Here is a 25805-nt window from a genome sequence, read left to right on the forward strand (position 1 = left end):
TCCATTTCCAGCGTCATGGCTTAGTTTACGAACGACGGAGCGCAAACGGACGATTTCAGCGCGGTTCAGGCTCATCTTGTGTTGGAAACGAGCATTCCTTCAGGCTCATCTTGCATTGGATAATTCTGGGTATCGCCCAAAGGACAGGCATTATGATATTTCCTGCGGAACCACTACTGTGCATGTCATGCCGGAAATAATAACCTACAGCGAATGGCTGTGGGAACCACAGATACTTCCGCTGGATGAGAACCGGGTGCTTGCCGTTTCGGTCAATTACATCCCCGGTTCCGGCGACGAAGAAGTAAGCGGCGATTGCGACCTGGTCAAAATAGACTGCTCCCGCAATGAAACCACGGTTATACACAGGAATATAAACTGCCTCCCCCGGCTGACTTTGTTTGCCCGAAACAACATTGTTACGACGCTGCTTGACGACAAAAGCCTGCTGTTCCTGAACAGTGATTTTACCCGGAAAAAGGGATTTGCCGTTACCGGCTGCAGGGAGTATGGTTCAATAACATGGACGGACGACGGCTCCTTCATTTTCATAGAATGCGACGAATCGCTGTACCAGGTCGGCGCCTATTCCGGCACGGCGGGTGAACCGCGCTGACCGCCCTGTCAGCCGCGCGGGCCGGGTTTTATGATAGAATAACCTTGTTCTCGCTTCCCCCAATATGACGAAGTTGCGCCGTGCCTTCATAGATACCCGCAATGCAAAAGAGCGCGGGCGGTTTCGTCCGCTCCCGTCCCGTTGCGCTGACATGGAGATTTCATGAATTACACGCAGATAGCCGTTTATGCCGTCGCGCTGGGTTTGCTTTCGCCGCCGCTGGGGATTTACATGGCCGCCGCGCTGGAAAATTCCAGCCGGCTTCAGTCCCGGATATTCGGCCCTGCCGAGAGGCTGATATACAGGCTTTGCGGCATTGACGCAGACGAAGCGATGAACTGGAAGGAATATCTGCGCGCCCTGCTGGTTTTCAGCTTTTTCTGCTTCGCGGCGGTGTTTGTGATGCAGCTTTTGCAGGGAAAGCTGCCGCTTAACCCCAACGGGCTGGGGGCGGTTGAGTGGATGTCCGCGCTCAACACCGCAGTCAGCTTCATGACAAACACCAACTGGCAGGGATACGCGGGCGAGACGACGATGAGCCATTTCACCCAGATGGCGGGGCTTGCCGTGCAGAATTTCCTCAGCGCGGCGGCGGGAATTGCGGTGATGGCGGCGATGGTGCGCGGCCTTGCAAAGCGCACGGAAACGCTGGGCAATTTCTGGGGCGATATGACGCGGATTACGGTGCGGCTGCTACTGCCGCTGTCGCTGCTTGCGGCGGGGCTGCTGGTCTGGCAGGGCGTGCCGCAGACTTTCGCGCCCAACGCGCGGGCGGTTACGGTGGAAGGGGCCGCGCAAACCATACCGCTGGGGCCTGCCGCCTCGCAAATCGCCATAAAGCAGATAGGCACCAACGGCGGCGGCTATTACAATGCCAATTCCGCCCATCCGCTTGAAAATCCGACGCCGCTAAGCAATTTCATTGAAATGCTGGCCCTTCTGCTGCTGCCGGCGGCCTGCGTTTTCGCCTACGGCGAAATGGCCGGGAACCGGCGGCACGGCGCGCTGCTGTTTGCGGTGATGCTGGCCTTCTGGGCGGCGGGGCTGGCGGTTTCGCTATGGGCGGAAAGCGGAAATCCGGCGGCATTGGAGGGAAAAGAGGTCCGCTTCGGCATAACCAACAGCGTTATATGGGCCGTGTCCACCACCGCCGCGTCCAACGGCTCGGTGAATGCGATGCACTCCAGCCTCTCGCCGCTGGCGGGCGGAACCGCGCTGTTTAACATAATGCTGGGCGAGGTCGTCTTCGGCGGCGCCGGCTCCGGCATGTACGGAATGCTGCTGTTTGTGCTGCTGACGGTATTTTTATGCGGGCTTATGGTGGGCCGGACGCCGGAATACCTGGGCAGGAAAATAGAGAAAAACGAGATTCTGCTGACCATAATCGGGGTGCTGGCTCCGGGCGCGGCCATACTGGCGGGCGCGGCGCTGTCCTGCGCGGTTCCGGCGGCGCTGGCCAGCCTGTCCTGCGGCGCGCCGCACGGCTTTAGCGAACTGCTCTATGCCTGGACCTCCGCCGCCGGCAACAACGGCAGCGCGTTTGCCGGGCTAAACGCCAACACACCGTTTTTCAACATCGGGCTGGCCGCCGCCATGCTTATAGGCAGGTTCGCGGTTATAATACCGTGCCTTGCCATAGCCGGCGGCATGGGGCTTAAAAAGCAATGCCCCCCCTCCGCCGGGACGCTGCCGACGGACACTCTCACCTTCGGCGCGCTGCTGGGCGCGGTGATACTGATTGTGGGCGGGCTGACTTTTTTCCCGGCGCTGGCCTTAGGTCCGCTGGCGGAACATCTTTTATGAGCAAAACCTTCTGGGATAGGAAGCTGGTCCTGCGCGCGGCGGCGGACGCTTTTGCCAAGCTCAATCCGGCGGTTCAGCTTGGCAATCCGGTGATGTTTGTAACACTCCTCGGCGCCGCTGTGGTGACGTGCTGTGTAATCCTGCGGCTGCCGCATATCCCCGGTTTTGAGCTGCAAATCGCGCTGTGGCTGTGGTTTACGGTGCTGTTTGCCAATTTCGCCGAGGCGCTGGCCGAGGGGCACGGCAAGGCCCGCGCCGAATCGCTGCGCAAATCCCGGGTGGAAATAATCGCCCGCCGGATTGAAAACGGCAGGGAGGAAAAAGTCTCCGCCTCCGCGCTACGCAGGGGCGACACCGTGGTCTGCGAGGCCGGGGACATGATTCCCGGCGACGGCGAAGTGGCCGAAGGCATCGCCACCGTGGACGAATCCGCCATAACCGGAGAATCCGCGCCCGTCATCCGCGAAAGCGGCGGCGACAGAAGCGCGGTTACCGGCGGCACAAGAGTGCTGAGCGACAGAATTGTTGTCCGCATCTCCGCCGACCCCGGGCAGAGCTTCGTGGACCGGATGATAGCCCTTATAGAAAACTCCGCCCGCCAGAAAACGCCCAACGAGACCGCGCTTAACATGGTGCTGGCCGCGCTGACGGTTATTTTCCTGCTGGCGGTGGTTTCGCTGAAGTTTTTCGCGGATTACGCGGCGGCCTCCGCCGGGCAGGATTTGTCCGCCGTGGTAACGGTTCCGGTGCTTGTGTCGCTGCTGGTCTGCCTGATACCCACCACCATAGGCGGGCTTTTAAGCGCCATCGGCATAGCCGGAATGGACCGGATGCTCCAGAAAAACGTGATAGCCAAAAGCGGCCGCGCGGTTGAGGCCGCCGGCGACATAGACGTGCTGCTGCTGGACAAAACCGGCACCATCACCTTCGGCAACAGGATGGCAAGCGCTTTTATCCCCGCGCCGGGGGTAACGGAGCAGGAGCTGGCGCAGGCCGCGCAGCTGGCCTCCCTCTCCGACGAGACGCCGGAGGGCCGCTCCATAACCGCGCTGGCCAAGTCAAAATTCCAGCTGCGCGCGGAGGGGCTGCAGCCCCACGAGGCGAAATTCATCCCCTTTTCCGCCATGACGCAATGCAGCGGAGTGGAGTTGCATAACCCGCCGCGGAAAATACTGAAAGGCTCCATCGCCGCCATCAGGGGACTGTGCGCGTTCCCGCCGGAGCTGGAGGAGCGGCAGGCCGCCATAGCCAATTCCGGCGGCACGCCGCTGGCGGTGGTTGACAACGGCAGGGCGCTGGGGCTTATACACCTCAAAGACGTGGTCAAGGGCGGCATAAAGGAGCGTTTCACGCAATTGCGCAAGATGGGAATCAAAACCATCATGATAACGGGCGACAATCCGCTTACCGCCGCCGCCATCGCAGCCGAGGCCGGGGTAGACGATTTTATGGCGCAGGCCACGCCCGAATCCAAGCTGGCGCGCATACGGCAGGAGCAATCCTCCGGCAGGCTGGTGGCCATGACCGGCGACGGCACCAACGACGCTCCCGCTCTGGCGCAGGCCGACGTGGCCGTAACCATGAACACCGGCACACAGGCCGCGCGCGAAGCCGGCAATATGGTGGATCTGGACAGCAACCCCACCAAACTTATAGAGATAGTGGAAACCGGCAAGCAGCTTCTCATGACGCGCGGCGCGCTGACCACATTCAGCATCGCAAACGACGTTGCCAAGTATTTTGCCATAATCCCGGCGCTGTTTGGCGCGCTGTATGCGGCGGACGGCCACGCCGGGCCGCTGGCGTCGCTTAACATAATGCGGCTGCATTCGCCGCAAAGCGCGGTGCTCAGCGCGGTCATATTCAACGCGCTGATAATAATCGCGCTGATTCCGCTGGCGCTGCGCGGCGTCAAATACGAGGCGGTGGACGCGCAAACCCTGCTGCGGCGCAATGTGCTGGTCTACGGCGCGGGCGGGGTTATCGCGCCGTTTATCGGCATAAAGCTGCTGGATATGGTGATAGGGCTTGTCATATGAAAACAACTCTTGCCGCGCTTAAATTCCTGATTTTAATGACCGTGCTAACCGGGCTTGCCTACCCGCTTGCCGTATGGATGTTCGCGCGAACTTTTTCCGGCGGCGCCGCCTCCGGCGGGCTTATATGGCGCGGCGGGCGGATAATCGGCTCGAAGCTTGTGGCCCAGAATTTCACCGGGCCGGGATATTTCTGGCCGCGCCCCTCGGCGGTTGATTACAACCCCATGCCGTCCGGCGGCAGCAACCGCGCGCCGGGCAGCGCGGCATTGCGGGACGCCGCCAAAGCCCGCAGGGAAAAATTCGGAGCGGACGCCCCGGCGGATTTGATTTTCGCCTCCGGCAGCGGGCTGGACCCGCATATAAGCCCGCAGGCCGCGCTGGCGCAGTGCGCGCGCGTGGCCAAAGCGCGCGGCATTGACGAATCGCGGCTGGCCGCGCTGGCGCTATCCCGCGCCGAAGGCAGCCGTTCCGGCTTTTCCGGCGAACCGAGGGTGAACGTGCTGCTTCTAAACCTCGCGCTGGATGAGTGGCAGGCCGCAACAGCCGGGCATCCTTAAACCGGAGCGCGGCTTTTTGTCCGGCGCGGGGAAATTGATACAATGAACTGATGGAATGGATTTATCAGGCCCCCGTATTGTTTTTTTCAATAATATTCCATGAATTCGCCCACGGCTATATGGCCTTCCGCCGGGGCGACGACACCGCTTATCATTCCGGCAGGCTCACGCTTAACCCGCTGCCGCATATAGACTTCATGGGCACCATAGCGCTGCCCGTGCTTTGCCATTTCGCCGGACTGCCGATGTTCGGCTGGGCCAAGCCGGTGCCGATAAACCCGCTGCGGCTTTATACTCCCAGGACGGATGTGGTCAAGGTGGCGGCGTGCGGCCCGCTGTCAAACCTGCTGCTTGCCGCCGCCTGCGCGGTATTTATGAAACTGGCGCTGCTGGCGCGCGCTTCCCTGGGGCCGGAGATGACGGTTACCATGGTAAAGGCCATGGGTTTCGGCATCACCATAAATATAGTGCTGGCGGTATTCAACCTTATACCGCTTGCTCCGCTGGACGGCTCGCGCATAGTGGCGGGGCTGCTGCCTTACAATATGGCGGCCCGCTACGAAAGCCACGCGCGCTACGCGCCGTTCATACTTATCGCGCTTATTTTCACCGGCGCGATAAAGTATCTGATACTGCCGCCGCTTGTGCTGGCGCTTTTCGTGCTGGCCAAAATGGGGCTTCCAATGCTATGAAGAAAAAACTGGTTTCCGGCATGAGAACCACGGGAAGATTGCATCTCGGCAATTATTTCGGCGCGCTAAAAAACTGGGCGCAGTTGCAGGACGGCTACGACTGCTATTTTTTCACCGCGGACTGGCATGTGCTTACCACAAAGCACGACAACACCGAAAATATCGTCTCCGACACGCGCGAGATGGTCATAGACTGGCTCTGCGCCGGGCTGGACCCGCAAAAAGCCGTTATTTTCCGCCAGTCCGACGTGCCCGAACACGCCGAGCTTGCGCTGCTGCTGGGCATGATAACGCCGGTGGGCTGGCTGCTGCGCTGCCCGACATATAAAGAACAACTCATTGAAATTTTCCAGAAAAAATACGCGGGACAGATGGAGCATCACAAGACCGAAGACGCGTCCAAACTGATGAGCGCGCTGAACCAGTCCGCCGGCATAGGCGGCGACGCGGAGCTTGCGGCAGCCTCCGAGCTGGCCTCTTTCGGTTTTCTGGGCTACCCGGTGCTGCAGGCCGCCGATATTTCGGTGCATGGCGGCGAGGTTGTGCCCGTGGGCCAGGACCAGGTGGCCCATATTGAAATCTCACGCGAGATAGCGCGCAAATTCAACGACTTGTACGGCGCGGTATTGCCGGAGCCGCAGCCGCTGCTAAGCCAGGTTCCGAAGGTGCCGGGGACAGACGGGCGCAAAATGTCCAAATCCTACGGCAATGCCATAGAGATGTGCGAAGCCGCGGATTCGGCGCAGAAAAAAGTTATGGCGATGTTTACCGACCCCGGCAAAAAGCGCGCCAACGACAAGGGCAACCCGGACGGCTGCGTGGTGTTCGCCTTCCACAAAATCTGCAACCCGGATTTCAAAACCCGCGAAGGCGAATGCCGCGAGGGCGCAATCGGCTGCGTCAACTGCAAAAAGCATTTGTTCACATTCATGGAGCAGCAGCTCGCCGGCTTCCGCGAAAAGCGCAAGCCCTACGAATCCGACCCGCAGCTTGCCGATAAAATTCTGGCCGAAGGCGGGAAAAAGGCCCGCGCAAGCGCATCGGAAACCATGAAACTTGTCCGCAAAGCGATGAAACTGGCATGATTCAAACAGAACCGATAAAGGTTGAGATTGATGTTTTTGAAGGCCCGATGGACCTTCTGCTTTACCTGATTCGCAAGAACAATCTGGACATCTACGATATTCCCATCGCCCAGATAACTCACGAGTATCTGGCCTATCTGGATGTGATGCGCGATTTGAACCTGGACATCGCCGGCGATTTTCTGGTGATGGCGGCCACCCTGATGCAGATCAAGGCCAAGACGCTGCTGCCCTCGCAGGCCGACCCCGCAGCCGACGAAGGCCCCGACCCCGCAGCCGAGCTTATCGGCAAAATCACCGAGTATCAGAAATACAGGGAAGCCTCCAAATTCCTGGACGGGCAGTTTGAACAGTTCAAGGATGTCTATTACCGCGGCAGCCCGTTTTTCGCGGAGTCGGAAAAAGTCCTCAGTCTGGAGCTCTTTGAGCTGCTGGATGCCGTCAGGCGCGCCATGGAGCGCGTGGAGGACAGAGGCCCCGCCGGCGCGGTCAACGCCGAGCAGTTCCCCATTGAAACCCGGATGGACAAAATCCTGTCGCTGCTGGCCGCGCGGCCATGGACGCTTATTGACGATATTTTCGCCGGGGAGAATAAGCGCCTCGGCGTCATCACCTGCTTTATGGCGCTGCTGGAGCTTATCAAGCTGCGTAAAATTATAGTCCGCCAGGACGCGCCGCTTGGCGAAATACGGGTATATCTCAGAAACGAGCCGGGCGAGCCGCCCAAGCCGCAAGAGGCCCCCCTGCTTGCCGGAGCGTGATTTATGGAGAAAGAAGAACTCTCAAAAGTGGTTGAAACCCTGCTTTTCATAACCGACCAGCCGCTTGACGTCAAAAAGCTCTGCAAAGCCGCCGAGTCCGGAGAGGGCGACGTGCGCGAGGCCGTGGCCGCCCTCCAGCGCAAATATCTGGACATCGGCAGCGCGGTGCAGGTGCTTGAATCCGGCGGCGGCTGGCAGCTTGCCACCAAGCCCGAATACGGCCGCTGGGTGCGCCGGCTTTTCAACGAGAAGATGACGATGCGGCTCTCCTCCGCCGCGCTGGAGACTTTGGCCATAATCGCCTACCGCCAGCCGCTTACCCGCGCCGAGATTGAAGTCATCCGCGGCGTGGAGGTCATCGCCCCGCTGGAAACCCTTATAACGCGCGGGCTGGTAAAAGCCGTTGGCCGCAAGGAGACCGTGGGCCGCCCGCTGCTTTACGGCACCACCGAGGAATTTCTGCGCATATTCGGCCTCTCCGGCATAGAGGGCCTGCCGAAGCTGGAAGCATTCGCCCCCAAGCCCGGCGAAAATGCCGCCGGCCAGCCGCTGCCGGGCGGCGCGGAGGGCCAGCAGGAGCTTTTCACCGAATCTCCGCCGGCTGATGCGGTTGACGAAGCAGCCGCGCAGGACATGGCAGCCGCCGCAGCGCCGGAGGCAGCGCCGGAGGCCGCGCCGGAAACTGTTCCGGCGGAACAATGCGCCGGGGGGGAGCCTCCCGCGCCCCAGTCATTTGCGGACACCGCCGCCGCTGAACCCGCCGCCGCGAACATCGCGCCGGCAGCAGAAATTCAGCCGGAGAATGCGGAGCAGCCTGCCGCGCCTGAGGCCACCGCGCAACCCGAAAACACGGAGCAGCCCGCCATGCCGGAGGAAACCGCCGCCGCGCCGGAGGAAATCCCCCTGCCGGAAACCGGGATTTCGGACGAAACTCCGCTGGGCGCGGAGGATGAAAAACGCATCACGCCGGAGCCGGGCGCGCCGGAGGCGGGATGACCCCCGAACTCCGCAGAGACCCCATTATAGGACGCTGGGTGATAATCGCCTCCGGGCGGAGGCTGCGCCCGTCGGATTTCAAGCCGGAGGCGGCAGCCTCGGACGACGTTTCCAAATGCCCCTTCTGCCCCGGGCGCGAGGCCGACACCCCCGCCGAAACCTTCGCCTGCGGCCCCGCGCGGCGCAAACCGGGCCAGCCCGGCTGGACTTTGCGCGTGGTGGGCAACAAATTTCCCGCTCTTGACCCGGCGGGCCGTATTCACCGCCACGGCGTCGGCATGTATGACGAGATGGACGGCGCCGGCGCGCACGAGGTCATCATAGAAACCCCGCACCATGTCCGCCATATAGCCGACATGGAGGACTGCGAGGTGGAGGATATTTTCCGCGCCTACCGCCACAGGATGCTGGCCGCCGCGCAGGACAAGCGGCTTCAGTACGCGCTGGTTTTCAAAAATTACGGCCGGGCGGCGGGGGCGACGCTTTCGCATCCGCATTCGCAGCTTATCGCGCTGCCGATGGTGCCCATCCGCGTCCGGCAGGAGATGGACGGCAGCAAGGCCTATCACGATTATAAAGAGCGCTGCGTTTTCTGCGACATCATCCGCGAGGAGCGGCGTTTCGCCGAGCGCATAGTCTGCGAGGACGGCGATTTCATAGCCATGGAGCCCTACGCCAGCCGCTTCCAGTTTGAAACCTGGATTTTGCCAAAGGAGCATTCCGGCCATTACGAGCGCATTTCCGCCGGAGGCATAAAAAACCTCGCCCGGCTGATGAAGACCGTCATGGCCAAGCTGCGCCGGGCCACCGGCGGCGCGCCGTTCAACTGGATGCTGCACACCATGCCGCTGCGCGATCACGAGAACGCGCATTACCACTGGCACATAGAGCTTATGCCCAAAACCGGCACCATCGCCGGCTTTGAATGGGGCAGCGGCTGTTACATAAACTCCCTCCCCCCCGAACTGGCGGCAAAAACCCTTAACGAGACGTAACTGCAAAATGGCATTGAAATTTGTGTTATCTTATGATAGCATATAGGATATAGGGGAGATGGCTCCGATAGCCGATTGGCAGGTTACGTTGTTTCTTGACAAGTTCAAGAAAAGCATGGCAAGGGGTTTTTATCTTGTTCCAAGGGAGAAAAACTTGAAATCTCTTGCGGCCTTGGGTATGCCGGTACAGGAAGCCAAGCGTATCATTGCAGGGCTGACTCCGGCTGATTACTATGCGGGGCCGAAACCGGATAATAAATACCAGAATTGCGATGTGTGGGAATTTGTGGTCATTGTCAGCGGGGAAAAAATATATATAAAGTTAAGCAGCGATCTCAGATGTGGCGGCAAATGTATTTCATTCCATCATGCGGAGCATTAATATGAAAACTTACTGCCCAAATTGCGATAAAATGGTTCCCGCTGTTGAGCATACAAAAGCGGAGAAATTGCCCGTAAAAGGCGATGAAATAGAGATAAAATCCGTATTTCTGCGGTGTCCGGAGTGTTCGGAAAGCATATTTAATGAAAAGCTGGATTCAAAAAATCTGGAACAGGCATTTGCCGGCTACCGCCGGAAACATAAACTTCTGTCTCCGCGGGAAATAAGGGCCATCCGCGAACAATACGGGCTGAGCCAGCGCGCATTCGGCGGCTTGCTGGGATGGGGAGAGATAACCATCCATCGTTATGAAGCGGGCGCTATTCAGGACAGGGCGCACAACGAACTGCTGGAACTTATAAAAATGCCCGAAAACATGTTGTTTATTTATGAGGAAAATAAGGAATTGCTGCCCCAACGTTTAAGGGATGAAATACATATAAAAGTTAACGTCTTGATGGAACGAGCAGCAGTTTCGCGGTTTAATAAGGCGTTTGAATATTACTTGTCGTATGCAAAAACAGCGCAACCCGAATTTACGGGGAATAAAGCTTTTGATTTGAGAAAAACAATCCAGATGATACTCTACATAGTGAACCACCTTAAGGAAACATTCAAAACCAAGATCAACAAGATGTTGTGGTATGCCGACTTTCTGCATTTCAAACGCCACATGATTTCCATCAGCGGCAATGGCTATGTGCATCTGGATTTCGGCCCCGTGCCGAATCATTATGACTTGATACTTTCCAAAATGGTTGAAGACAAATTGTTGCGAAAAGAGGAGCGGAAATTCGGCGAAGCGATAAGTGCGCTGGTTACTCCAAATGCCAGAGAATTCACAGAAACTGAAAAGGAAGCATTGGATTTTGTGATAGGAAAGTTTAAAAACTCAAGTTGCAATGAGATTTCACAGCAATCGCATAACGAATCCCCATACAAAAACACTGCCACAAGAGAAAGAATCTCATACCATCTGGCAAAAAACTTGACAATGAGTTTGCCTTAGCAGGGACAGGGGAAGTCGTGAGAGCGCTTTCGACAGAGGGCGTCAAATATGCCGGCTCCAAGTTGAAATTGCTGCCGCATATTCTGGCATTGGCCGGGAAGACCGGCGCGGGAACCGTGCTGGACGGGTTTTCGGGGACCACGCGGGTTTCGCAGGCTTTCGCCAAAAACGGGTATGGGGTGATTTGCAATGATATTGCCGTCTGGTCCGAAACGTTCGGGCGGTGCTATCTGCAAAACGCCGGGCTGGCGCGGGAGCGCGGGCAGTTGCTGGCCCACCTCAACTCGCTGTCGCCGGAACTGGCGGCAAAATTGCTCAACGAGGCTTGATGAGGGGATGTTCCCCGGGCAATAGCTTTTGCCAAGCAGCGCATCGGATTTTGGCATATCTTGTATAATTGTTGACAACTTGTGGGTATCAGGGGTAAAAAACACAAATTTCGTAAGAATACTTTGGAGGCAGTTATGAAAAGTATGAAAATTGTCAGTGTCCTGAATTTACTGTTAATTTTTGCCGTTGTTAAAGTTCATGCCGATGGTTGTATGATTGCTAGCAAAGGCATGGATTTCCCGGTTGAGACCGACCAATACGCCTATATCAACTACGAGAAGAACAATGAACAACTGATGGTAAGTATCGGAGCCGCGAAAGATTTCACAAAGGGCGTGTGGCTTCTCCCTGTTCCTGCCGTTCCGGAAAAAGTGAAATTGGACATTGTCGAAAATATCCCGGATTTTTTAGGACAGGAAATACATGAAGCGTTGAATTATCGGCTTGAAAGAACGAAAGATTTGGTTTTAGGCTCACAGTTGTATCCGCTGATATTAACACGTCTTAACAGCATATTACCATACAAGGTTTTTGGCAGCGCCGCCGGAAGTTTGGGGAGTCTCGGATCCAAAAACGCCCCAGCGGGTGTGATGGTGCATCAGCAGGTTGAAAAAAACGGTATAGTGACAGAACTTGTCACTGCCCGCGAAGGCGACGGATTATATAACTACTTTTCCGGCAAAGGTTTACCCATAAATCGGGGATTTATCCCTGTGCTGGATGAGTATACAGGCAAGGACTATTCCTTTGTAGTGTCTTGGGTGGATAAGAATGGTGAAAATCTTCCAGTAACAGCGATGGACGTGTTGATGTATCTGAATCGTCAACGCGCAAGTTCCGGAGATTTAGTTAAATTACGCCGAAGGTATGCGGATACCCTGTGGCGGTCGCGTAAATTGTCCGACCAGGATAATGCCGCGCTGTTAGCAGAAGTTGCTAAAATTCCCGGGCTTGTGGACAATGTCAGGAAGCAAATGTGGCAGACACGATCGCCAAGACTGGCAGTGTCTGTGACATTTCCCACCGATAAGCTCTATTATCCACTGAAGCTTACCAGTGTTTACGGCAGTGCTGTTGTTCCGGCAACTATCAAAATTCGGGGTTTTGTTACTCCCGATGTTTTTAAAGACATTGGCCCCTATATCAAGACGCAATACTTTATTGCCGACGATTATAGATTCGAATATGCCAAGCCCATCCCGCATAAGCAGGGTATGTACACCAAAATCAACCTTTCCGCTCCGGGCACATCGTTGACAGATGATCTTTGGATTGAAGATAAAATGCCAGGCAATCTCCGTATTCCGCTGTTTATATTTGAGCACATAATGTTTTCGTCGTGGTTGGCGCTTATTGCCCTCCTGCTTGTGTCGGGTATTTCGGCGCGGCTTATTGTTCCCAATCATGGCTTAAGAAAAAATTGGTTCGCTGAATCTCTTGCCTTGGGGGTTGCCGGATGCTTTTCGCTAGTTGCCGTCGCGGCAACGGCATTGTTTTTATACAAAGAAGATACCGAAAAGGGATTGGAACTGCAAAATGCTTTAGCTTCGCGCGGTTATCAGTGGAAGAGACGATGGGGGCTTTTGTTGAGTTGCGCCAGTCCAGTGACCTTACTGTCCGGTCTTGCATTGGCGCCTTTCATTATTTTGCTGCTTATGTCTTTTAGATTTCCATTGAGTTGGCTGCGACTGTTGATGTCTATTGCGTGTATCGCGATATGTGGGAGCGCTCTGGCATGGATAAAATACCGTGGGTATCGTCCGCTTACCGCAATTTTGTTTGGGGCGATTTTTCCCGCGACCTTGGTTTACTATGATGCAGCGCTTTTCAATGCGCAAAACTTCATGAACGATACCTATATTACCAGTTTCGATATTCAGCCGATGCTGTTTTTGAAACTTTTCTGCGGCTCGTTTGTGTTTTTGTATTTTCTGGAATTTACGGCGCGCAAAACAAATGCGGCGGATAAGTTGAAACACACTGTCGTTTCGCTTCTCGTTGGCATTTTCACCAATATCGCCCTTGCGGCTGGGACAATAATCGTATTCTCCTACATGGCATTCTGTTTTAACGAATATCAGAGTATTCATGTCATCGCAGTGTATTTTCTTGCAAGTCTGGTTTTGGGCTTGTACTTGCCCATGCGCCTGCTGACGTATCGAAGGCCGGAAGACGAAGAATTATTCAAACAGCTTGAGCAGGAGGGGTATTCTCCCATCACATTGCTTAAACGAACAAATTGGCTGAAAGCCGTGGGAGTGTTTACTTTAACTTTCATGTTGCTGGCATTTGGCGCATGGAAGTTGTTGCGGGTTATAATTTGAAGCCTGCGGGAGTTGGCAAGGTTGAATATGCTGCTACCCGGCTAAAAAACCGTGCCGGTTTTATAGGGTAGCAGCAATATCGTTGCTGTTTACAGAAATCGTGATAGAGTCTCTTTCCACTCAGGGCGTCAAATACGCGGGCTCCAAGTTGAAATTGCTGCCGCATATTCTGGCATTGGCGGCAAAAACCGGGGCGGGAACCGTGCTGGACGGGTTTTCGGGGACCACGCGGGTTTCGCAGGCTTTCGCCAAAAACGGGTATGGGGTGATTTGCAATGATATCGCCGTCTGGTCCGAAACGTTCGGGCGGTGCTATTTGCTTAACCGGAAAACCCGCGACGAATATGCGGAATTGTTCGCGCATCTTAACGCGGCCGCGCCTGCGGACGGGTGGTTCAGCGAACATTACGGCGGGGCCGCCGGCGACGGGCGCGCCGCCGGTTCCGACGGGCTGAAAAAACCCTGGCAAATCCATAACACGCGGAAACTGGACGGCATACGGGATGAAATAGAGCGGTTGAAGCTGCCGCCGGTTGACAAGGCCGTCGTTTTGACCGGGCTTATCCTCGCGCTGGACCGGGTGGATAATTCGCTGGGCCATCACGCCGCGTATCTCAAAAACTGGTCCGCGCGCTCTTACGGGCAACTGAAGCTGGAAATTCCGGATTTTTGCGGCGGCGGGCGGGGGCATCAGGTTTTCAGGCGGGATATTTTTGACCTGCTGCCGGAAGTATCCGCCGATTTGGCGTATTTTGACCCGCCCTACGGCTCCAATAACGGGAAAATGCCGCCCTCGCGCGTGCGCTATGCGGCTTATTACCACTTGTGGACGACGGTCTGCCTTAACGACAGACCGGAATTGTTCGGCAAGGCCAAACGGCGGAGCGACAGTTCTGACGTGAAATCGCCCTCCGTTTTTGAGGAGTTCCGGCGCGGCGCGGCGGGCCGCTTCATCGCGGTTGAGGCGATTGAGCGGCTCATACGCGGGGTGAACGCGCAGTGGGTGATTTTATCCTACAGCTCCGGCGGCCGGGCGACCGCGCGTGAACTGGATGAAGTTATGCGCTCCTGCGGCAGGCTGGCCGAGACCGTCCGGCTGGAATACAAACGCAATGTGATGTCCGCGATGAAATGGACCAACGACTGGGCGGCCTCGCCCGGAAATCCGCACGAGGAATTTCTATTTCTGCTGGAAAAACGGTAAACTGTATTTATGAACATAATACTTGCCGCCAGCGAGGTATTCCCTTTCTGCAAAACCGGCGGGCTGGCCGATGTGGCCGGCGCGCTGGCGCAGGTGTTTTCCCGGACAAAAGACAACAGGCTTGTGGTTTTCGTTCCCAAATACCGCAATATAGGCGGCGGGATGTTTTCGCTGAAAGCGGTTCCGGGCAGCTTTTCCGTGCCGATGACGGGGCGGCTGGAAACCGCCTCCCTCCTGCGCGCGGACTGGGGAAAAGCCACCGTTTATTTCGTAGACTGCCCCAAATACTTTGACCGGGCCGAGCTTTACCGCACCAAATACGGCGATTATCAGGATAATGACGAGCGTTTCATATTCTTCTCGCGCGCGGTGCTGGAAGGCGCGAAATTCATAGACTTCAAGCCGGACATAATACACTGCCACGACTGGCAGACGGGCCTGATTCCCGCCTATCTGAAAACGTTGTACCGCATAGACGCGTTTTTCGCCAAGACCGGCTCGCTGTTTACCATACACAACATGGCTTTTCAGGGCTGCTTCCCGCGCGACACGCATTTCCGGGCGGGTTTCGGCTGGATAGACTTCACGCCGGACAAGCTGGAATTCTACGGCGGGATAAATTTCCTTAAATCCGGCATAGTTTTCGGCGACAGGGTCAACACCGTAAGTCCCGGATACGCCGACGAGGTGCGCTTAAAGCCGGAGTTCGGGCGCGGGCTGGAGGGGGTGCTGCGCGCGCGCGGGGCGGATTTTTCCGGCATACTAAACGGCATAGACACCGAAATCTGGGACCCGGAGATGGACGCTTTCATCCCGCGCGGCTATGATTTCCGCTCTTTTTCAAAAGGCAAGGCGGCGGCCAGGACCGCGCTGCGCGCCAGAACCGGCCTTGCCGAGGACAAGGCGCCGCTTGTGGGCATAGTGTCGCGGCTGGAGGGGCAGAAAGGCTCCGACATCATCGCGGCTGTGATGCCCAATTTCGCCGCGCGGGCGCAGTTCGCGCTGCTGGGCTGCGGCGACCCGCATGTCCAGGACACGTTTGCCGCGCTGGAGCGCCAGCATCCCGGCCGCATTTCCTGCTGTTTCGCGCATAACGAGGAGCTGGCCCACATCGTCTACGCCGCCAGCGATATTTTCCTGATGCCCTCGCGCTTTGAGCCGTGCGGCCTCAGCCAGATGATAGCCATGCGCTACGGCGCGCCGCCGGTCGTAACCCGCACCGGCGGGCTGGCCGACACCGTTTCTGATGCCGCGCCGGTTACCGGCTATTTCGCCGCCGACGCGCAGAAGGAAAACGTAACCGCCGCGCTGTCCAAGGCGATATGCGATTTTTCCAACAGGCGTGTCTGGGGCGAGGTGGTCCGCAACGGCATGAAGCGGGATTTCTCGTGGGACTCGTCCGCCGCGCATTACCTGGCCCTGTTCTCAACCATACACAAGCTGCGCAGATAGCGTCCCGGACGACACGGTCGCACGCGCGCAATATTTTCTATAATTGAATGGTGAACGTAGAGGCTAAAGTCGGGATTTTCGCCATTGCCGGCCTGCTGCTGCTGGGGCTGGGCATATTCTCGCTGGGGGATTTTTCCGTGCGGCGGGAGTATCCGCTTTCCGTTGAATTCAGGGACGTCGCCGGCCTGCCGGACAAATCGGTGGTGCGCCTCTCCGGCGTGGACATCGGCAAGGTCAAATCAATAGAGATGGAAGGCGATCATGTGCTGGTCCATCTGGCGGTGCGCGAGGGCGTCAAAATCTGCCGCGACGCGAGATTTCAGATAGGCTCCACCAGCATAATAGGCAGCAAATACCTGCAAATAGACCAGGGGCACGATTCGGCGGGATTTCTGTCTCCGGGCGCGCGCGTCAAGGGCGACAACATACTGCCGCTGGACAGGATGCTGGCCTCCACACTCTCCACCATGCAGCGGCTGATGGACGAGGTGAGCCAGAAAGGCAGGCTGGGCCGCGACCTCTCCAAAACGATGGAGAATCTGCGCGACCTCACCGCCAACATGAACGAGCTTATTTCCACCGTGCAGCCGCGCGTGGAAAGCTCCATGAAAAACATGGAAGACATTTCCGCCAAGCTGGACGGGCTTATAGCCAAGGTGGACTCGCTGGTCAACAAGATAAACACCGGACAGGGCGTGGCCGGCGCGCTTGTCACCGACGAGAAGATGCGCGACGACCTCAAAACCACCATGGCCAATGTAAAAGACGCCAGCGGCCGGGCCAAGGACATCCTTACCAAGGTTACGGACTTCAAGGTGCACTGGAAATACACCAGCCGCTATGAGCCGCAGGCGGCCGCCTCCAGAAGCGATTTCGGCGTGGAAATATCGCCGCGGCTGGGACGGTACTACTATCTGGGCATAGCCAACCTCAGAAACGGCGACGACCAGTCCCCCCGCCCCGATTACGCCGAAAAGAACAAGGTGGAGGCCCAGCTCGGCTGGACGGGCCAGGATTACGATTTCTACGCCGGACTTATACGCGGCGCGGGCGGTTTCGGCATCCGCTACACTCCGTTCGGGCAGACGCCGGCGCTTAAACGGCTCTCCGTCAACGCGGCGGCCTACGATTTCCTGCGCAACCGCACCATCAACGGGCGCGAGTTCAACGCCCCGCAGTACGACCTGGGCACGGAGCTGCATCTAAGCCGCGTCATCTCGCTGGGCGCGGGGGTGGTGGACATCAAGGGAACCGGCAACACTTCGTACTCGCTGAACCTGAAATTTGAAGACAAGGACATCGCCTACCTGCTGGGCCTTGTTACGCTGGGAACGGTGCGCACTTCGGGGGGCAACTGATGAAGCTCAAAACCATGCACCGCTGCCAGAGCTGCGGTTTCGCCTCGCCCAAATGGCTGGGCCAGTGCCCGGACTGCAAGGGCTGGAACACCCTGGTGGAGGAAGTAACCGAAACCGGCAAACCCGGAGCCAAAGAGCGGCGCGCGCTGACCGATTTTTCATCCGAGCTGACCCCGCTGGACAAGGCCCGCGCCGCAGACGAGCCGCGCATAAAAACCGGCATCTCGGAGGTTGACAGGCTGCTGGGCGGAGGGCTGGTCCGGGGGCAGGCCGCGCTGTTGGCGGGCGCGCCCGGCATAGGCAAATCCACGCTGACTTTGCAGCTTGCCGGCGGGCTGGCCCCGGCGATGAAGGTGCTATATGTAAGCGGCGAGGAATCGCTGCATCAGGTGGGCGCGCGCGCGGCGCGGCTGAAGGTGAACTCCAAAGACATTCTGCTTTTGTCGGAAACCGATTTGTCGCGTATAATAGAGGCGTACCGCAAGGTGAAGCCGGGCGCGCTGGTGATAGATTCCATACAGACCGTCTATCATCCGCAGTTCGCGGGCAGCCCCGGCACCGTAAGCCAGGTGCGCGAAAGCGCGGCGGAACTGCTGCGCCTGTGCAAAAGCGACAATGCGCTGCTTGTGCTGCTGGGCCATGTTACCAAAGAAGGCTCCCTCGCCGGACCGCGCGTGCTGGAGCATATAGTGGACACCGTGCTGTATTTTGACTCCGAGCGGCACAACCTGCTGCGCATACTGCGGGCATACAAAAACCGCTTCGGGCCCACGTCGGAAATAGGCATATTTTCCATGTCCGAATCCGGCCTCGGCGCGGTGGAGGACGCCAGCCTGCATTTCTCCTCCGCCGGACGGGACAAGCCGCTTAAGGGCCGCGCATTCTCCGTGGCGATGGAGGGCAGCCGCCCCATCGCGGCGGAGGTGCAGGCGCTGGTGGCCCCGACGCGCTACCCCTTCCCGCGCCGGCTGGCCAGCGGGCTGGACCTCAACCGCTGCCAGCTGCTGCTTGCCGCGCTGGAGCGGCATGTGGGCCTTAGCCTGGAGAACAAGGACGTGTTCCTCTCCGTGGCCGGGGGCATCCGCCTGGACGACCCCGCGCTGGACCTGGCGGTGTGCGCGGCGGTAATCAGCTCCGCCAGAGACACGGTGATAGGCTGGGAGAATGTGTTTGTCGGCGAAGTGGGGATACTGGGCCAGGTTTCCCGCGTGCCGTGGCTGGGCGCGCGGCTGGCGGAGGCGGGCAGGCTGGGATTTAAGACGGCGCATGTCCCGCCTGTCTCCGGCAGTGAAAAGCTGCCGCAGAAGCCTTCCGCCGCGGTAACGGAGGATTTGAGAGAGCTGTTCAACGCGGTCGCCGCCAAGGCGGCCGTAAAAGCGTAGGAGGTTACTCATGCTGGTATGGATTCTAAGGACGGTGGCGCTGCTGGGCTCTTCGGTGCTGGCCTATTACATCATTTCGCCGGACTGGAAGGGCACCATGGTAGGCGCCGCCTGCGGCGCGACGCTTATCATGCTGGAGGTCGCGCTGGAAAGCATAAGCCTGATGTCTTTCATCATCGGCGTGGCCGGCGCGGTCATAGGCCTGGTGATGACAAAGCTGCTGGACGCGCTGGTGCTGCAGATAAGCAATCCCGGGCTGGACGCGATGTGGGGCAAGGTGCATCTGCTCATCCAGTTCCTGTTCATGGTGCTGGGCGCGATACTGGCGCTGCGCAAAACGCCGGAGCTCGACGACCTGGACAAGGACCTGGCCGCCATGGGCAGGCGGCGCGGCAGCGCGTTCAAGCTGCTGGACATAACAGCCATCATAGACGGCAGGATTATAGACATCGCCGACACGCATTTCCTCTCCGGCACGCTGGTGGCGCCCAGATTCGTGGTCAACGAACTGCATTCCATGGCCGAATCCCAGGACCAGATGAAGCGCGCGCGCGGGCGGCGCGGGCTGGACATACTCTCCCGCCTCCAGGAATCAAAGGACATCCCGCTGCGCGTGCTGGACAAGGACATTCCCGACGCCGCCGAGGTAGACTCCAAACTCGTCCGCCTGGCGCGGGAAATGAACGCCCAGATAATCACCACCGAATTCAACATGCACAAGCTGGCCGCGCTGGAGGGCGTTACCGTGCTTAACGTCAACGACCTGTCCACCGCGCTAAAACCCGTGGTGCTGCCGGGCGAGGTGATGTCGCTTTTCATAATGAAAGAGGGCAAGGAGCGCGAGCAGGGCGTCGGCTATCTGGACGACGGCACCATGGTTGTCGTGGAAGAGGGGCGCCGCTGGATAGGCCGCCGCATAGACGCCACCGTCTATTCCATACTGCAAACCTCTTCAGGGCGGATGATATTCGCGCGCGCCAAGTGGGATGCCAAGCAGCAGCAACAGCAGGCCCAGCAGGAGAACGAGGCTCATCAGGCCGCAAGCGAGGTGCGCGCCCAGAATGAACACCGCTAACGACGCTTCCGGCGCGCCGCCGTCCAAAACGGCGCGCTCCGCCGCCGCAAAGCCCGCCGCCGCAAAACGCGGCGGCTGGGCCGCCATAATCGCGGCGGGCGGCTCCGGCGCGCGCATGGGCCGGCCCAAGCAGATGCTGCCGCTGGGCGGCAAGCCGCTTTTGTTCCATAGCATATCGCTGTTTGCGGGAATGCAGGAATTCGGCGAGATAATAGCGGTTACCGCGCCGGAAAACTTTCCCGCCGTGGAACGCGAGTTCGGCCCCGCGGTAAAGCTGGCCGCCGCGGGGGCCACGCGGCTGCAATCGGTCAAAAACGGCTTCGCGCTGGTGCCGCAGAGCGCGGAGGTGGTGGCCGTGCACGACGGCGCGCGCCCGCTGGCATCTGCCGCGCTGGCAAGGGCGGTCTGCGCGGGCGCGCTGCAAAGCGGCGCGGCGGTGGCCGCCGTGCCGGTGAAAGACACCATAAAAATTTCCGAGGACGGCAAAACCGTCCTCTCCACCCCGGACCGCGCGCAGCTGTGGGCCGCGCACACGCCGCAGTGCTACCGCAGGGACGTGCTGGCCGAGATGTTTTCCAGATTTCCCGACGCCGGAGACGTCTCCGACGAATCCCAGCTGGCCGAGCGCGCCGGTTTTGACGTCGCGCTGGTCCCCTCGGCCTACGAAAACATAAAAATCACCACCCCGGACGATATCGCCGTGGCGGAGGCTTTGATGAAAAACGAGCGCTGCTCCGAAATGCCGCGCGTGCGAGTGGGAATGGGCTACGACATGCACCGGCTGGTGGCCGGCAGGCCGCTCATCCTGGGCGGGCTGGCCATAGCGCACGGCAAGGGGCTGCTGGGCCATTCCGACGGCGACGCCGTGCTGCACGCCGTCTGCGACGCGGCGCTGGGCGCCATGGCCGCCGGCGAGATAGGCATTTATTTTCCCCCCACCGACCTGACCATAATGGGCATTTCCAGCAAGGCCATAGCGGAAAAAACGCTGGAGGTGCTTGCCTCCATGAACGCCTCGCTGTCGCAGATAGACGTAACCGTCGTCGCCGAGGAGCCGAAGCTGATGCCCCATTACGGCGCGGTGCGCAAATCCCTTTCCGAAATATTCAGGCTGCCGCTGGAAAGCGTCAGCTTCAAAGCCAAAAGCGCCGAGGGACTGGGCCCCGTAGGCAGGGGCGAGGCGGTGGAATGCCACGCGGTCGCGCTGGTTACTGCGCGCTGACGGCCTGCGCCGTTTTGTGCGGCTGCGCAGGCGCAGGGCCGCGGCCCGCGCCGGCGCAGGCGGCGGAAACTGAGCGGCAGGCGCAGCGCGTCTTTGCGCTGGGCGAAAACCCGTCCGACCGGCAGATAGAGGCTTTCGCCTCCGCGCTCGGCGGCTGCTACAGGCGGGCGATTTTGCTGCATTCCGGCGCGAAATTTTCCTACACCATGTCGCCCGACGGCGCGTCCGTGCCGTTTTCCTCCGCCGTGGTGGGCTGCGCGGCCAGAAGCTCCGCGCGGGACTGCGAGGTTTTCCTGGACTGCGTGGGCGGGAAATACGCCCCGGCCCGGAGGTGAAACATGTTGCTCTACAACACGCTTAGCCGCATGAAAGAGGAATTTTCCGCCCCTTCCGGCGAGGCCCGCATTTACTGCTGCGGCCCCACCGTCTACAATTACGCCCATATCGGCAATTACAGGACCTATATATTTGAGGATATCCTCGTCCGCGCGCTGAACGCGGAAGGCGCCAGGACAAAGCATGTGATGAATGTAACCGACGTGGGCCATCTGGTCTCCGACGCCGACGAAGGCGAGGACAAGATGGAAAAAGGCGCCCGGCGCGAGGGCAAGACCGCCTGGGACATCGCCGCGTTCTATGAAAAAGCGTTTTTTGACGATTTCGCCAAATTCGGCTGCCGCGCGCCGGACATAATCTGCAAGGCCACCGCCCATATCGGAGAGATGACCGCGCTGGTCAAAACCCTTGAGGAAAAAGGCTTCACCTACAAAACCTCCGACGGGATTTATTACGACACCTCCAAATTCCCCGGCTATCACAGGCTGGCCGGCAAAAGCCATATGGACGGCATCAAAAGCGGCGCGCGGGTGGAAGCGGGCGAAAAGCGCAGCCCCACGGATTTCGCGCTCTGGAAATTCTCGCCGCAGGGGCAGACCCGCCAGATGGAATGGGATTCGCCTTGGGGAAAGGGGTTTCCGGGCTGGCACATAGAATGCTCCGCCATGGCGATGAAATATCTGGGAGAAACGTTGGATATCCATTGCGGCGGGGCGGACCATGTGGCGGTGCACCACACCAATGAAATCGCGCAGGCGGAGGCGGCGACGGGAAAGCCGTTCTCGCGCTTCTGGCTGCACGGCGCGTTTTTAAGCCTCAAAAACGCGGAAAAAATGGCCAAATCCTCCGGCGAATTTCTCACCGCCGCCGAGTTGGAAAAGCGCGGCTACGACCCGCTGGCCTACCGCTACCTGTGCCTTAGCGCGCATTACCGCAAGCCGCTGGAATTTTCGTGGGAGGCGCTGGATTTCGCCGCAAAAAGCCTCTCCACCCTGCGCGAAAAAGCCGCCGCGCTGCCGGAGCAATACAAGCACGAGCCGTTGAAGGCCAGAGAGTCTCTTAAAACCTTCATGGAAGCCGTATCGGACGACATGAATATGCCCGCCGCGCTGGCGGTTGTCTGGGAAGCGGTGCGCGGCGGCGTCCCGGACTACGAGAAGGAGCATTTTCTAAAGGAAGCCGACAAAGCGCTGGGCCTGAACCTGTTCGCAAAACCGCCGCAGGCGGAAATCCCGCCGGAGGCGCAGTCCCTCATTGAAAAACGCGACGCCGCCAGAAAAGCCGGAAACTTCAGCGAGGCCGATTCGCTCCGCAGGCAACTGGAGCAAATGGGCGTAACACTAAAGGATACCCCGCAAGGCAGCCGGGCCGTTTTCAAAAAAGCCGCCTGACGCGGTTCCGGCGATTTTATATAATTGGTATAGTGGCGGGCGTTTCAAAGCGTCCGTTGAACAGGAGGTTGCCGACATGAAAATCAGAATTCTAATCCCCGTGATGGCTGCGGCCGCGCTGATGTCCGCCTGCGCGGGCAAATCCGTCAAATCGCTTCCGGCCCAAGCCGACAAGGCCGAAACGGTGGCCTCCCTTCCCGTAGCCGGCGCCGTGCCTGCGGTGCCCGGCGCATCCGAGGCGGACATACAGGAAGCCTCCGTTCCCGAAGGCTCGCTGCGCGGCGGGGATTTCGCCTCCGACCCGTCGCTTGGCACGGTATATTTCGACTACGACCGCTACGCCATATCAGACTCCACACGCGGCACGCTTGAGAAAAACGCCGACGCGCTTAAATCTAAAAAAGGCAATGATATTCTGGTGGAAGGCCATTGCGACGAGCGCGGCACCGTGGAATACAACATCGCCCTGGGCCAGAAGCGCGCCAGGGAAGTGCGGGAGTACTACATCCGCCTGGGCGTGGACGGCGGGAAGGTCGCCACCATCTCCTACGGCGAGGAGCGCCCCGTCTGCCCGGACCATAACGAAACCTGCTGGGCCAAGAACCGCCGCGCCGAAACCAAGCTGCGCGGCGGCAAGACCAGCAGCTGATGCCGCGCCTGCGTTTTGCGGCCTTGTGCGCGGCGTGCGCGCTTTGCTGCGGCTGTCTGGCCACGCAGGAGCATGTGGACGATTTGCGCCGCCAGCTGAACTCGCTCAATTCCGGCCTGTCCGTCATGCAGAAAAACCAGGCGGACCTCAACGCCCGCATGGACACGCTGTCCGGAGATTTGTCCGCGCATTCGGAAAACCTCAAGGATTTTGACAGGCAGCTTTCGCTGGTCTCCTCCAAGCTGGACGATATAAGCGCGATGTTCGCCAGCCGCATGTCGGATCTGGGCAGAACGCTTAAAACCCGCGAGGAGGAAAACGTCAAGCTGGTAAGCGAGGCCAACCGCAAGGCCGACGCCATCGCCGCCGCCATGCTGCCCAGCAAGGTCTACGGCGACGCGTATTCGCTGCTCATCAAGAAAAACTACGACGGCGCGGCGCAGGGGTTTTCGGTATACATAGACAAATTTCCCTCCGGCGAACTGGCCGAAAGCGCGTATTATTATCTGGGCGACGCTTACTGGTCGCTTGAGAAATGGAAGGAATCCGCAGTGGCTTACGCCACCGTGCTGGAAAAATATCCGGCCAGCCAGTTCACGCCTTCGGCGCGGCTGCGGTACGCGCAGTGCCTGCTTAAAATGGGAACAAAAAAGGAAGCCGAGGAATATCTCAACTCCGTAAAACGCGATTTTCCCGGCAGCCCGCAGGCCAGGCTGGCTCAGGATTCCCTGAACGAACTTAAACCCAAACGCAAACCCGCCGCCGCGCCGCACAAGCCCGCGCGCAAGTGAAAATGGACATAATATCCCCGCGCCGCTGTTCAAATTCCGCTTTCGCGGCGAAGGCATGTTTTATCGCGGCGCTGTTTGCGGCCCTGTCCGCAGCCAGCGGGTTCTGCGCCGATGTCTATATCGGCGTAACCGCCGGCGCGGACGCGGGGAAACTAAAACTGGCCATGGCAGCTTTCCAGCCGGAAGTGGCCTCCTCGTCCGCTGATGTGGAGGCGGCTGCGGCTTTTTACGGAATAGTCCGCTCCGATATTCTGCGCTCCCGCTATTTCGCGCTGCCGGAGTCCGAACCTGCCGGCAGGGCCAAATCTTTCAAAAAAGAGCTGGATGCCTGGAAAAAGACCGGGGCGCAGTATCTGATGACGGCCTCCGCCGCGCACGCCGCGGACCTGTGGACGCTGTCCGGCAAGGTATACGACCTTGGCACCGGCGACGCCGTGGTGGAAAAATATTACAAAGGCCAGCAGCCCGCCATGCGGCGCATCGCGCATATGTTCTCGGACGAGACCGTCTGGCGGCTTACCGGCAAAAAGGGCATAGCCGCCACGCGCATAGCGTTTTCAAACGACAGCTCCCGGAACAAGGAAATTTATATCGTGGATTATGACGGCGAGAATATACTGAAACTTACCCAGGACAAGAGCATTTCGCTTTTTCCGCGCTGGTCGCCGGACGGAATGAAAATCTACTACACCACCTACCGCTACGGCAACCCGGACGCTTTTGTGATAGACCTTAAAGAGCGGCGCATAAACCCCGTCTGCATGATGCAGGGCCTAAACATCCCCGGGGCAGTTTCCCCCGACGGGGAAAAGCTGGTCATAACCCTTTCGCGCGGCGTGAACCCGCACATCTACGAGATGAACCTCTCCAGCAGGGAGCTAAAACGGCTCACCACGCGCGCATCCGCCGTTGACAGTTCCGCCTCCTATTCGCCCGACGGGAAATTCATAACTTATATCTCGGACCGCGCCGGCAATCCGCAGGTTTACATGATGGAGCTGGCCACCGGCAAGACCCAGCGGCTTACGCGGCTGAACTGGTGCGACACGCCGCGCTGGTCCCCTTCCGGCGAGTGGATAGCTTTCGCCGGACGCGCCGCCTCTGCGGACAATATGGATATTTTCCTTACAGACATAACCGGCGCGCAACTGCGCAACCTGACAGGCGGCTCCGGCACGAACGAGGACCCCTCCTGGTCGCCCGACGGCAGGTTTCTGTCTTTTACCTCCACGCGGGACGGCGGAACGCGCCGCATATACGTAATGGACGCAGACGGCAGCGCGCCGCATCGTATAACCGATATCCCCGGAAATTCCTACACCCCCGCCTGGAGCCCGAACTGAACTGCGCCGGCCA

Annotated in this window: 24 protein-coding genes; all 24 read left to right on the top strand. The window is 58.8% G+C overall.

Going from position 1 to position 25805, the window contains the following annotated elements; all coding sequences use genetic code 11:
* Positions 1-187 precede the first annotated feature (187 nt).
* The 24 genes from WC421_10025 to WC421_10140 all read left to right on the top strand — a co-directional run bounded on the left by WC421_10025 (position 188) and on the right by WC421_10140 (position 25792).
* Positions 188-616, top strand: coding sequence for a hypothetical protein (locus WC421_10025; protein ID MFA5162569.1), 429 nt, complete (start codon positions 188-190; stop codon positions 614-616).
* 162 nt (positions 617-778) lie between these two features.
* On the top strand, positions 779-2419 hold the full coding sequence (kdpA, locus tag WC421_10030; protein ID MFA5162570.1) for a potassium-transporting ATPase subunit KdpA: 1641 nt from the start codon (positions 779-781) through the stop codon (positions 2417-2419).
* Positions 2416-4458, top strand: coding sequence for a potassium-transporting ATPase subunit KdpB (gene kdpB / locus WC421_10035; protein ID MFA5162571.1), 2043 nt, complete (start codon positions 2416-2418; stop codon positions 4456-4458). Before kdpA ends, kdpB begins: the two co-directional genes overlap by 4 nt.
* Positions 4455-5015 carry a potassium-transporting ATPase subunit KdpC gene (kdpC, locus tag WC421_10040; GenBank protein MFA5162572.1) on the top strand — a complete coding sequence of 187 codons (561 nt, stop codon included), beginning with the start codon at positions 4455-4457 and terminating at the stop codon, positions 5013-5015. The genes kdpB and kdpC overlap by 4 nt, the downstream gene beginning before the upstream one ends.
* Positions 5016-5065: 50 nt before the next feature.
* Positions 5066-5707 (top strand): site-2 protease family protein, encoded by a 642-nt coding sequence (locus WC421_10045; protein MFA5162573.1) that lies wholly within the window; start codon positions 5066-5068, stop codon positions 5705-5707.
* Entirely contained in the window at positions 5704-6792 is a 1089-nt protein-coding gene (gene trpS, locus WC421_10050; GenBank protein MFA5162574.1) for a tryptophan--tRNA ligase, read from the top strand. The genes WC421_10045 and trpS overlap by 4 nt, the downstream gene beginning before the upstream one ends.
* Positions 6789-7553 carry a segregation/condensation protein A gene (locus WC421_10055; GenBank protein MFA5162575.1) on the top strand — a complete coding sequence of 255 codons (765 nt, stop codon included), beginning with the start codon at positions 6789-6791 and terminating at the stop codon, positions 7551-7553. Before trpS ends, WC421_10055 begins: the two co-directional genes overlap by 4 nt.
* A 3-nt stretch (positions 7554-7556) precedes the next feature.
* The gene (scpB, locus tag WC421_10060) at positions 7557-8549 is read left to right on the top strand and encodes an SMC-Scp complex subunit ScpB (GenBank protein ID MFA5162576.1); all 993 of its coding nucleotides are present in this window, start codon (positions 7557-7559) and stop codon (positions 8547-8549) included.
* Positions 8546-9544 carry a DUF4931 domain-containing protein gene (locus WC421_10065; GenBank protein MFA5162577.1) on the top strand — a complete coding sequence of 333 codons (999 nt, stop codon included), beginning with the start codon at positions 8546-8548 and terminating at the stop codon, positions 9542-9544. The genes scpB and WC421_10065 overlap by 4 nt, the downstream gene beginning before the upstream one ends.
* 58 nt (positions 9545-9602) lie before the next feature.
* Complete coding sequence (locus WC421_10070; GenBank protein ID MFA5162578.1) at positions 9603-9926, top strand: type II toxin-antitoxin system MqsR family toxin; 324 nt, start codon at positions 9603-9605, stop codon at positions 9924-9926.
* Between the two features lies 1 nt (position 9927).
* Positions 9928-10935 carry a type II TA system antitoxin MqsA family protein gene (locus WC421_10075; GenBank protein ID MFA5162579.1) on the top strand — a complete coding sequence of 336 codons (1008 nt, stop codon included), beginning with the start codon at positions 9928-9930 and terminating at the stop codon, positions 10933-10935.
* 17 nt (positions 10936-10952) lie between these two features.
* Positions 10953-11264 (top strand): DNA adenine methylase, encoded by a 312-nt coding sequence (locus tag WC421_10080; GenBank protein MFA5162580.1) that lies wholly within the window; start codon positions 10953-10955, stop codon positions 11262-11264.
* Between the two features lie 135 nt (positions 11265-11399).
* Positions 11400-13589 (top strand): hypothetical protein, encoded by a 2190-nt coding sequence (locus tag WC421_10085; protein ID MFA5162581.1) that lies wholly within the window; start codon positions 11400-11402, stop codon positions 13587-13589.
* A gap of 100 nt (positions 13590-13689) precedes the next feature.
* On the top strand, positions 13690-14793 hold the full coding sequence (locus tag WC421_10090; GenBank protein ID MFA5162582.1) for a DNA adenine methylase: 1104 nt from the start codon (positions 13690-13692) through the stop codon (positions 14791-14793).
* 9 nt (positions 14794-14802) lie between these two features.
* Positions 14803-16245 carry a glycogen/starch synthase gene (locus WC421_10095; GenBank protein ID MFA5162583.1) on the top strand — a complete coding sequence of 481 codons (1443 nt, stop codon included), beginning with the start codon at positions 14803-14805 and terminating at the stop codon, positions 16243-16245.
* Between the two features lie 47 nt (positions 16246-16292).
* Positions 16293-17603 carry an MlaD family protein gene (locus WC421_10100; GenBank protein ID MFA5162584.1) on the top strand — a complete coding sequence of 437 codons (1311 nt, stop codon included), beginning with the start codon at positions 16293-16295 and terminating at the stop codon, positions 17601-17603.
* On the top strand, positions 17603-18985 hold the full coding sequence (gene radA, locus WC421_10105) for a DNA repair protein RadA (GenBank protein ID MFA5162585.1): 1383 nt from the start codon (positions 17603-17605) through the stop codon (positions 18983-18985). Before WC421_10100 ends, radA begins: the two co-directional genes overlap by 1 nt.
* A gap of 10 nt (positions 18986-18995) precedes the next feature.
* Entirely contained in the window at positions 18996-20060 is a 1065-nt protein-coding gene (locus WC421_10110) for a hypothetical protein (protein MFA5162586.1), read from the top strand.
* The gene (gene ispD / locus WC421_10115; GenBank protein ID MFA5162587.1) at positions 20047-21282 is read left to right on the top strand and encodes a 2-C-methyl-D-erythritol 4-phosphate cytidylyltransferase; all 1236 of its coding nucleotides are present in this window, start codon (positions 20047-20049) and stop codon (positions 21280-21282) included. The genes WC421_10110 and ispD overlap by 14 nt, the downstream gene beginning before the upstream one ends.
* A complete protein-coding gene (locus WC421_10120; protein ID MFA5162588.1) occupies positions 21249-21617 on the top strand; it encodes a hypothetical protein in 369 nt (122 codons plus the stop codon). The genes ispD and WC421_10120 overlap by 34 nt, the downstream gene beginning before the upstream one ends.
* Before the next feature lie 3 nt (positions 21618-21620).
* Positions 21621-23009 carry a cysteine--tRNA ligase gene (gene cysS, locus WC421_10125; GenBank protein MFA5162589.1) on the top strand — a complete coding sequence of 463 codons (1389 nt, stop codon included), beginning with the start codon at positions 21621-21623 and terminating at the stop codon, positions 23007-23009.
* A 76-nt stretch (positions 23010-23085) separates the two neighbouring features.
* Positions 23086-23658, top strand: a complete 573-nt coding sequence (pal, locus tag WC421_10130) for a peptidoglycan-associated lipoprotein Pal (protein ID MFA5162590.1) — start codon at positions 23086-23088, stop codon at positions 23656-23658.
* Positions 23658-24449 (top strand): tol-pal system protein YbgF, encoded by a 792-nt coding sequence (ybgF, locus tag WC421_10135; GenBank protein ID MFA5162591.1) that lies wholly within the window; start codon positions 23658-23660, stop codon positions 24447-24449. Before pal ends, ybgF begins: the two co-directional genes overlap by 1 nt.
* 2 nt (positions 24450-24451) lie before the next feature.
* Positions 24452-25792, top strand: a complete 1341-nt coding sequence (locus WC421_10140) for a hypothetical protein (protein MFA5162592.1) — start codon at positions 24452-24454, stop codon at positions 25790-25792.
* The last annotated feature ends 13 nt before the right edge of the window (positions 25793-25805 follow it).

The organism is Elusimicrobiales bacterium, assembly GCA_041651175.1.
Lineage (GTDB): Bacteria > Elusimicrobiota > Elusimicrobia > Elusimicrobiales > Elusimicrobiaceae > JAQTYB01.

Excerpts from the sequence above, each read along its gene's own strand:
- WC421_10025 (MFA5162569.1), top strand. The coding sequence starts at position 188 with ATGCCGGAAATAATAACCTACAGCGAATGGCTGTGGGAACCACAGATA.
- kdpA (MFA5162570.1), top strand. The coding sequence starts at position 779 with ATGAATTACACGCAGATAGCCGTTTATGCCGTCGCGCTGGGTTTGCTT.
- kdpB (MFA5162571.1), top strand. The coding sequence starts at position 2,416 with ATGAGCAAAACCTTCTGGGATAGGAAGCTGGTCCTGCGCGCGGCGGCG.
- kdpC (MFA5162572.1), top strand. The coding sequence starts at position 4,455 with ATGAAAACAACTCTTGCCGCGCTTAAATTCCTGATTTTAATGACCGTG.
- WC421_10045 (MFA5162573.1), top strand. The coding sequence starts at position 5,066 with ATGGAATGGATTTATCAGGCCCCCGTATTGTTTTTTTCAATAATATTC.
- trpS (MFA5162574.1), top strand. The coding sequence starts at position 5,704 with ATGAAGAAAAAACTGGTTTCCGGCATGAGAACCACGGGAAGATTGCAT.
- WC421_10055 (MFA5162575.1), top strand. The coding sequence starts at position 6,789 with ATGATTCAAACAGAACCGATAAAGGTTGAGATTGATGTTTTTGAAGGC.
- scpB (MFA5162576.1), top strand. The coding sequence starts at position 7,557 with ATGGAGAAAGAAGAACTCTCAAAAGTGGTTGAAACCCTGCTTTTCATA.
- WC421_10065 (MFA5162577.1), top strand. The coding sequence starts at position 8,546 with ATGACCCCCGAACTCCGCAGAGACCCCATTATAGGACGCTGGGTGATA.
- WC421_10070 (MFA5162578.1), top strand. The coding sequence starts at position 9,603 with ATGGCTCCGATAGCCGATTGGCAGGTTACGTTGTTTCTTGACAAGTTC.
- WC421_10075 (MFA5162579.1), top strand. The coding sequence starts at position 9,928 with ATGAAAACTTACTGCCCAAATTGCGATAAAATGGTTCCCGCTGTTGAG.
- WC421_10085 (MFA5162581.1), top strand. The coding sequence starts at position 11,400 with ATGAAAAGTATGAAAATTGTCAGTGTCCTGAATTTACTGTTAATTTTT.
- WC421_10095 (MFA5162583.1), top strand. The coding sequence starts at position 14,803 with ATGAACATAATACTTGCCGCCAGCGAGGTATTCCCTTTCTGCAAAACC.
- WC421_10100 (MFA5162584.1), top strand. The coding sequence starts at position 16,293 with ATGGTGAACGTAGAGGCTAAAGTCGGGATTTTCGCCATTGCCGGCCTG.
- radA (MFA5162585.1), top strand. The coding sequence starts at position 17,603 with ATGAAGCTCAAAACCATGCACCGCTGCCAGAGCTGCGGTTTCGCCTCG.
- WC421_10110 (MFA5162586.1), top strand. The coding sequence starts at position 18,996 with ATGCTGGTATGGATTCTAAGGACGGTGGCGCTGCTGGGCTCTTCGGTG.
- ispD (MFA5162587.1), top strand. The coding sequence starts at position 20,047 with ATGAACACCGCTAACGACGCTTCCGGCGCGCCGCCGTCCAAAACGGCG.
- WC421_10120 (MFA5162588.1), top strand. The coding sequence starts at position 21,249 with ATGCCACGCGGTCGCGCTGGTTACTGCGCGCTGACGGCCTGCGCCGTT.
- cysS (MFA5162589.1), top strand. The coding sequence starts at position 21,621 with ATGTTGCTCTACAACACGCTTAGCCGCATGAAAGAGGAATTTTCCGCC.
- pal (MFA5162590.1), top strand. The coding sequence starts at position 23,086 with ATGAAAATCAGAATTCTAATCCCCGTGATGGCTGCGGCCGCGCTGATG.
- ybgF (MFA5162591.1), top strand. The coding sequence starts at position 23,658 with ATGCCGCGCCTGCGTTTTGCGGCCTTGTGCGCGGCGTGCGCGCTTTGC.
- WC421_10140 (MFA5162592.1), top strand. The coding sequence starts at position 24,452 with ATGGACATAATATCCCCGCGCCGCTGTTCAAATTCCGCTTTCGCGGCG.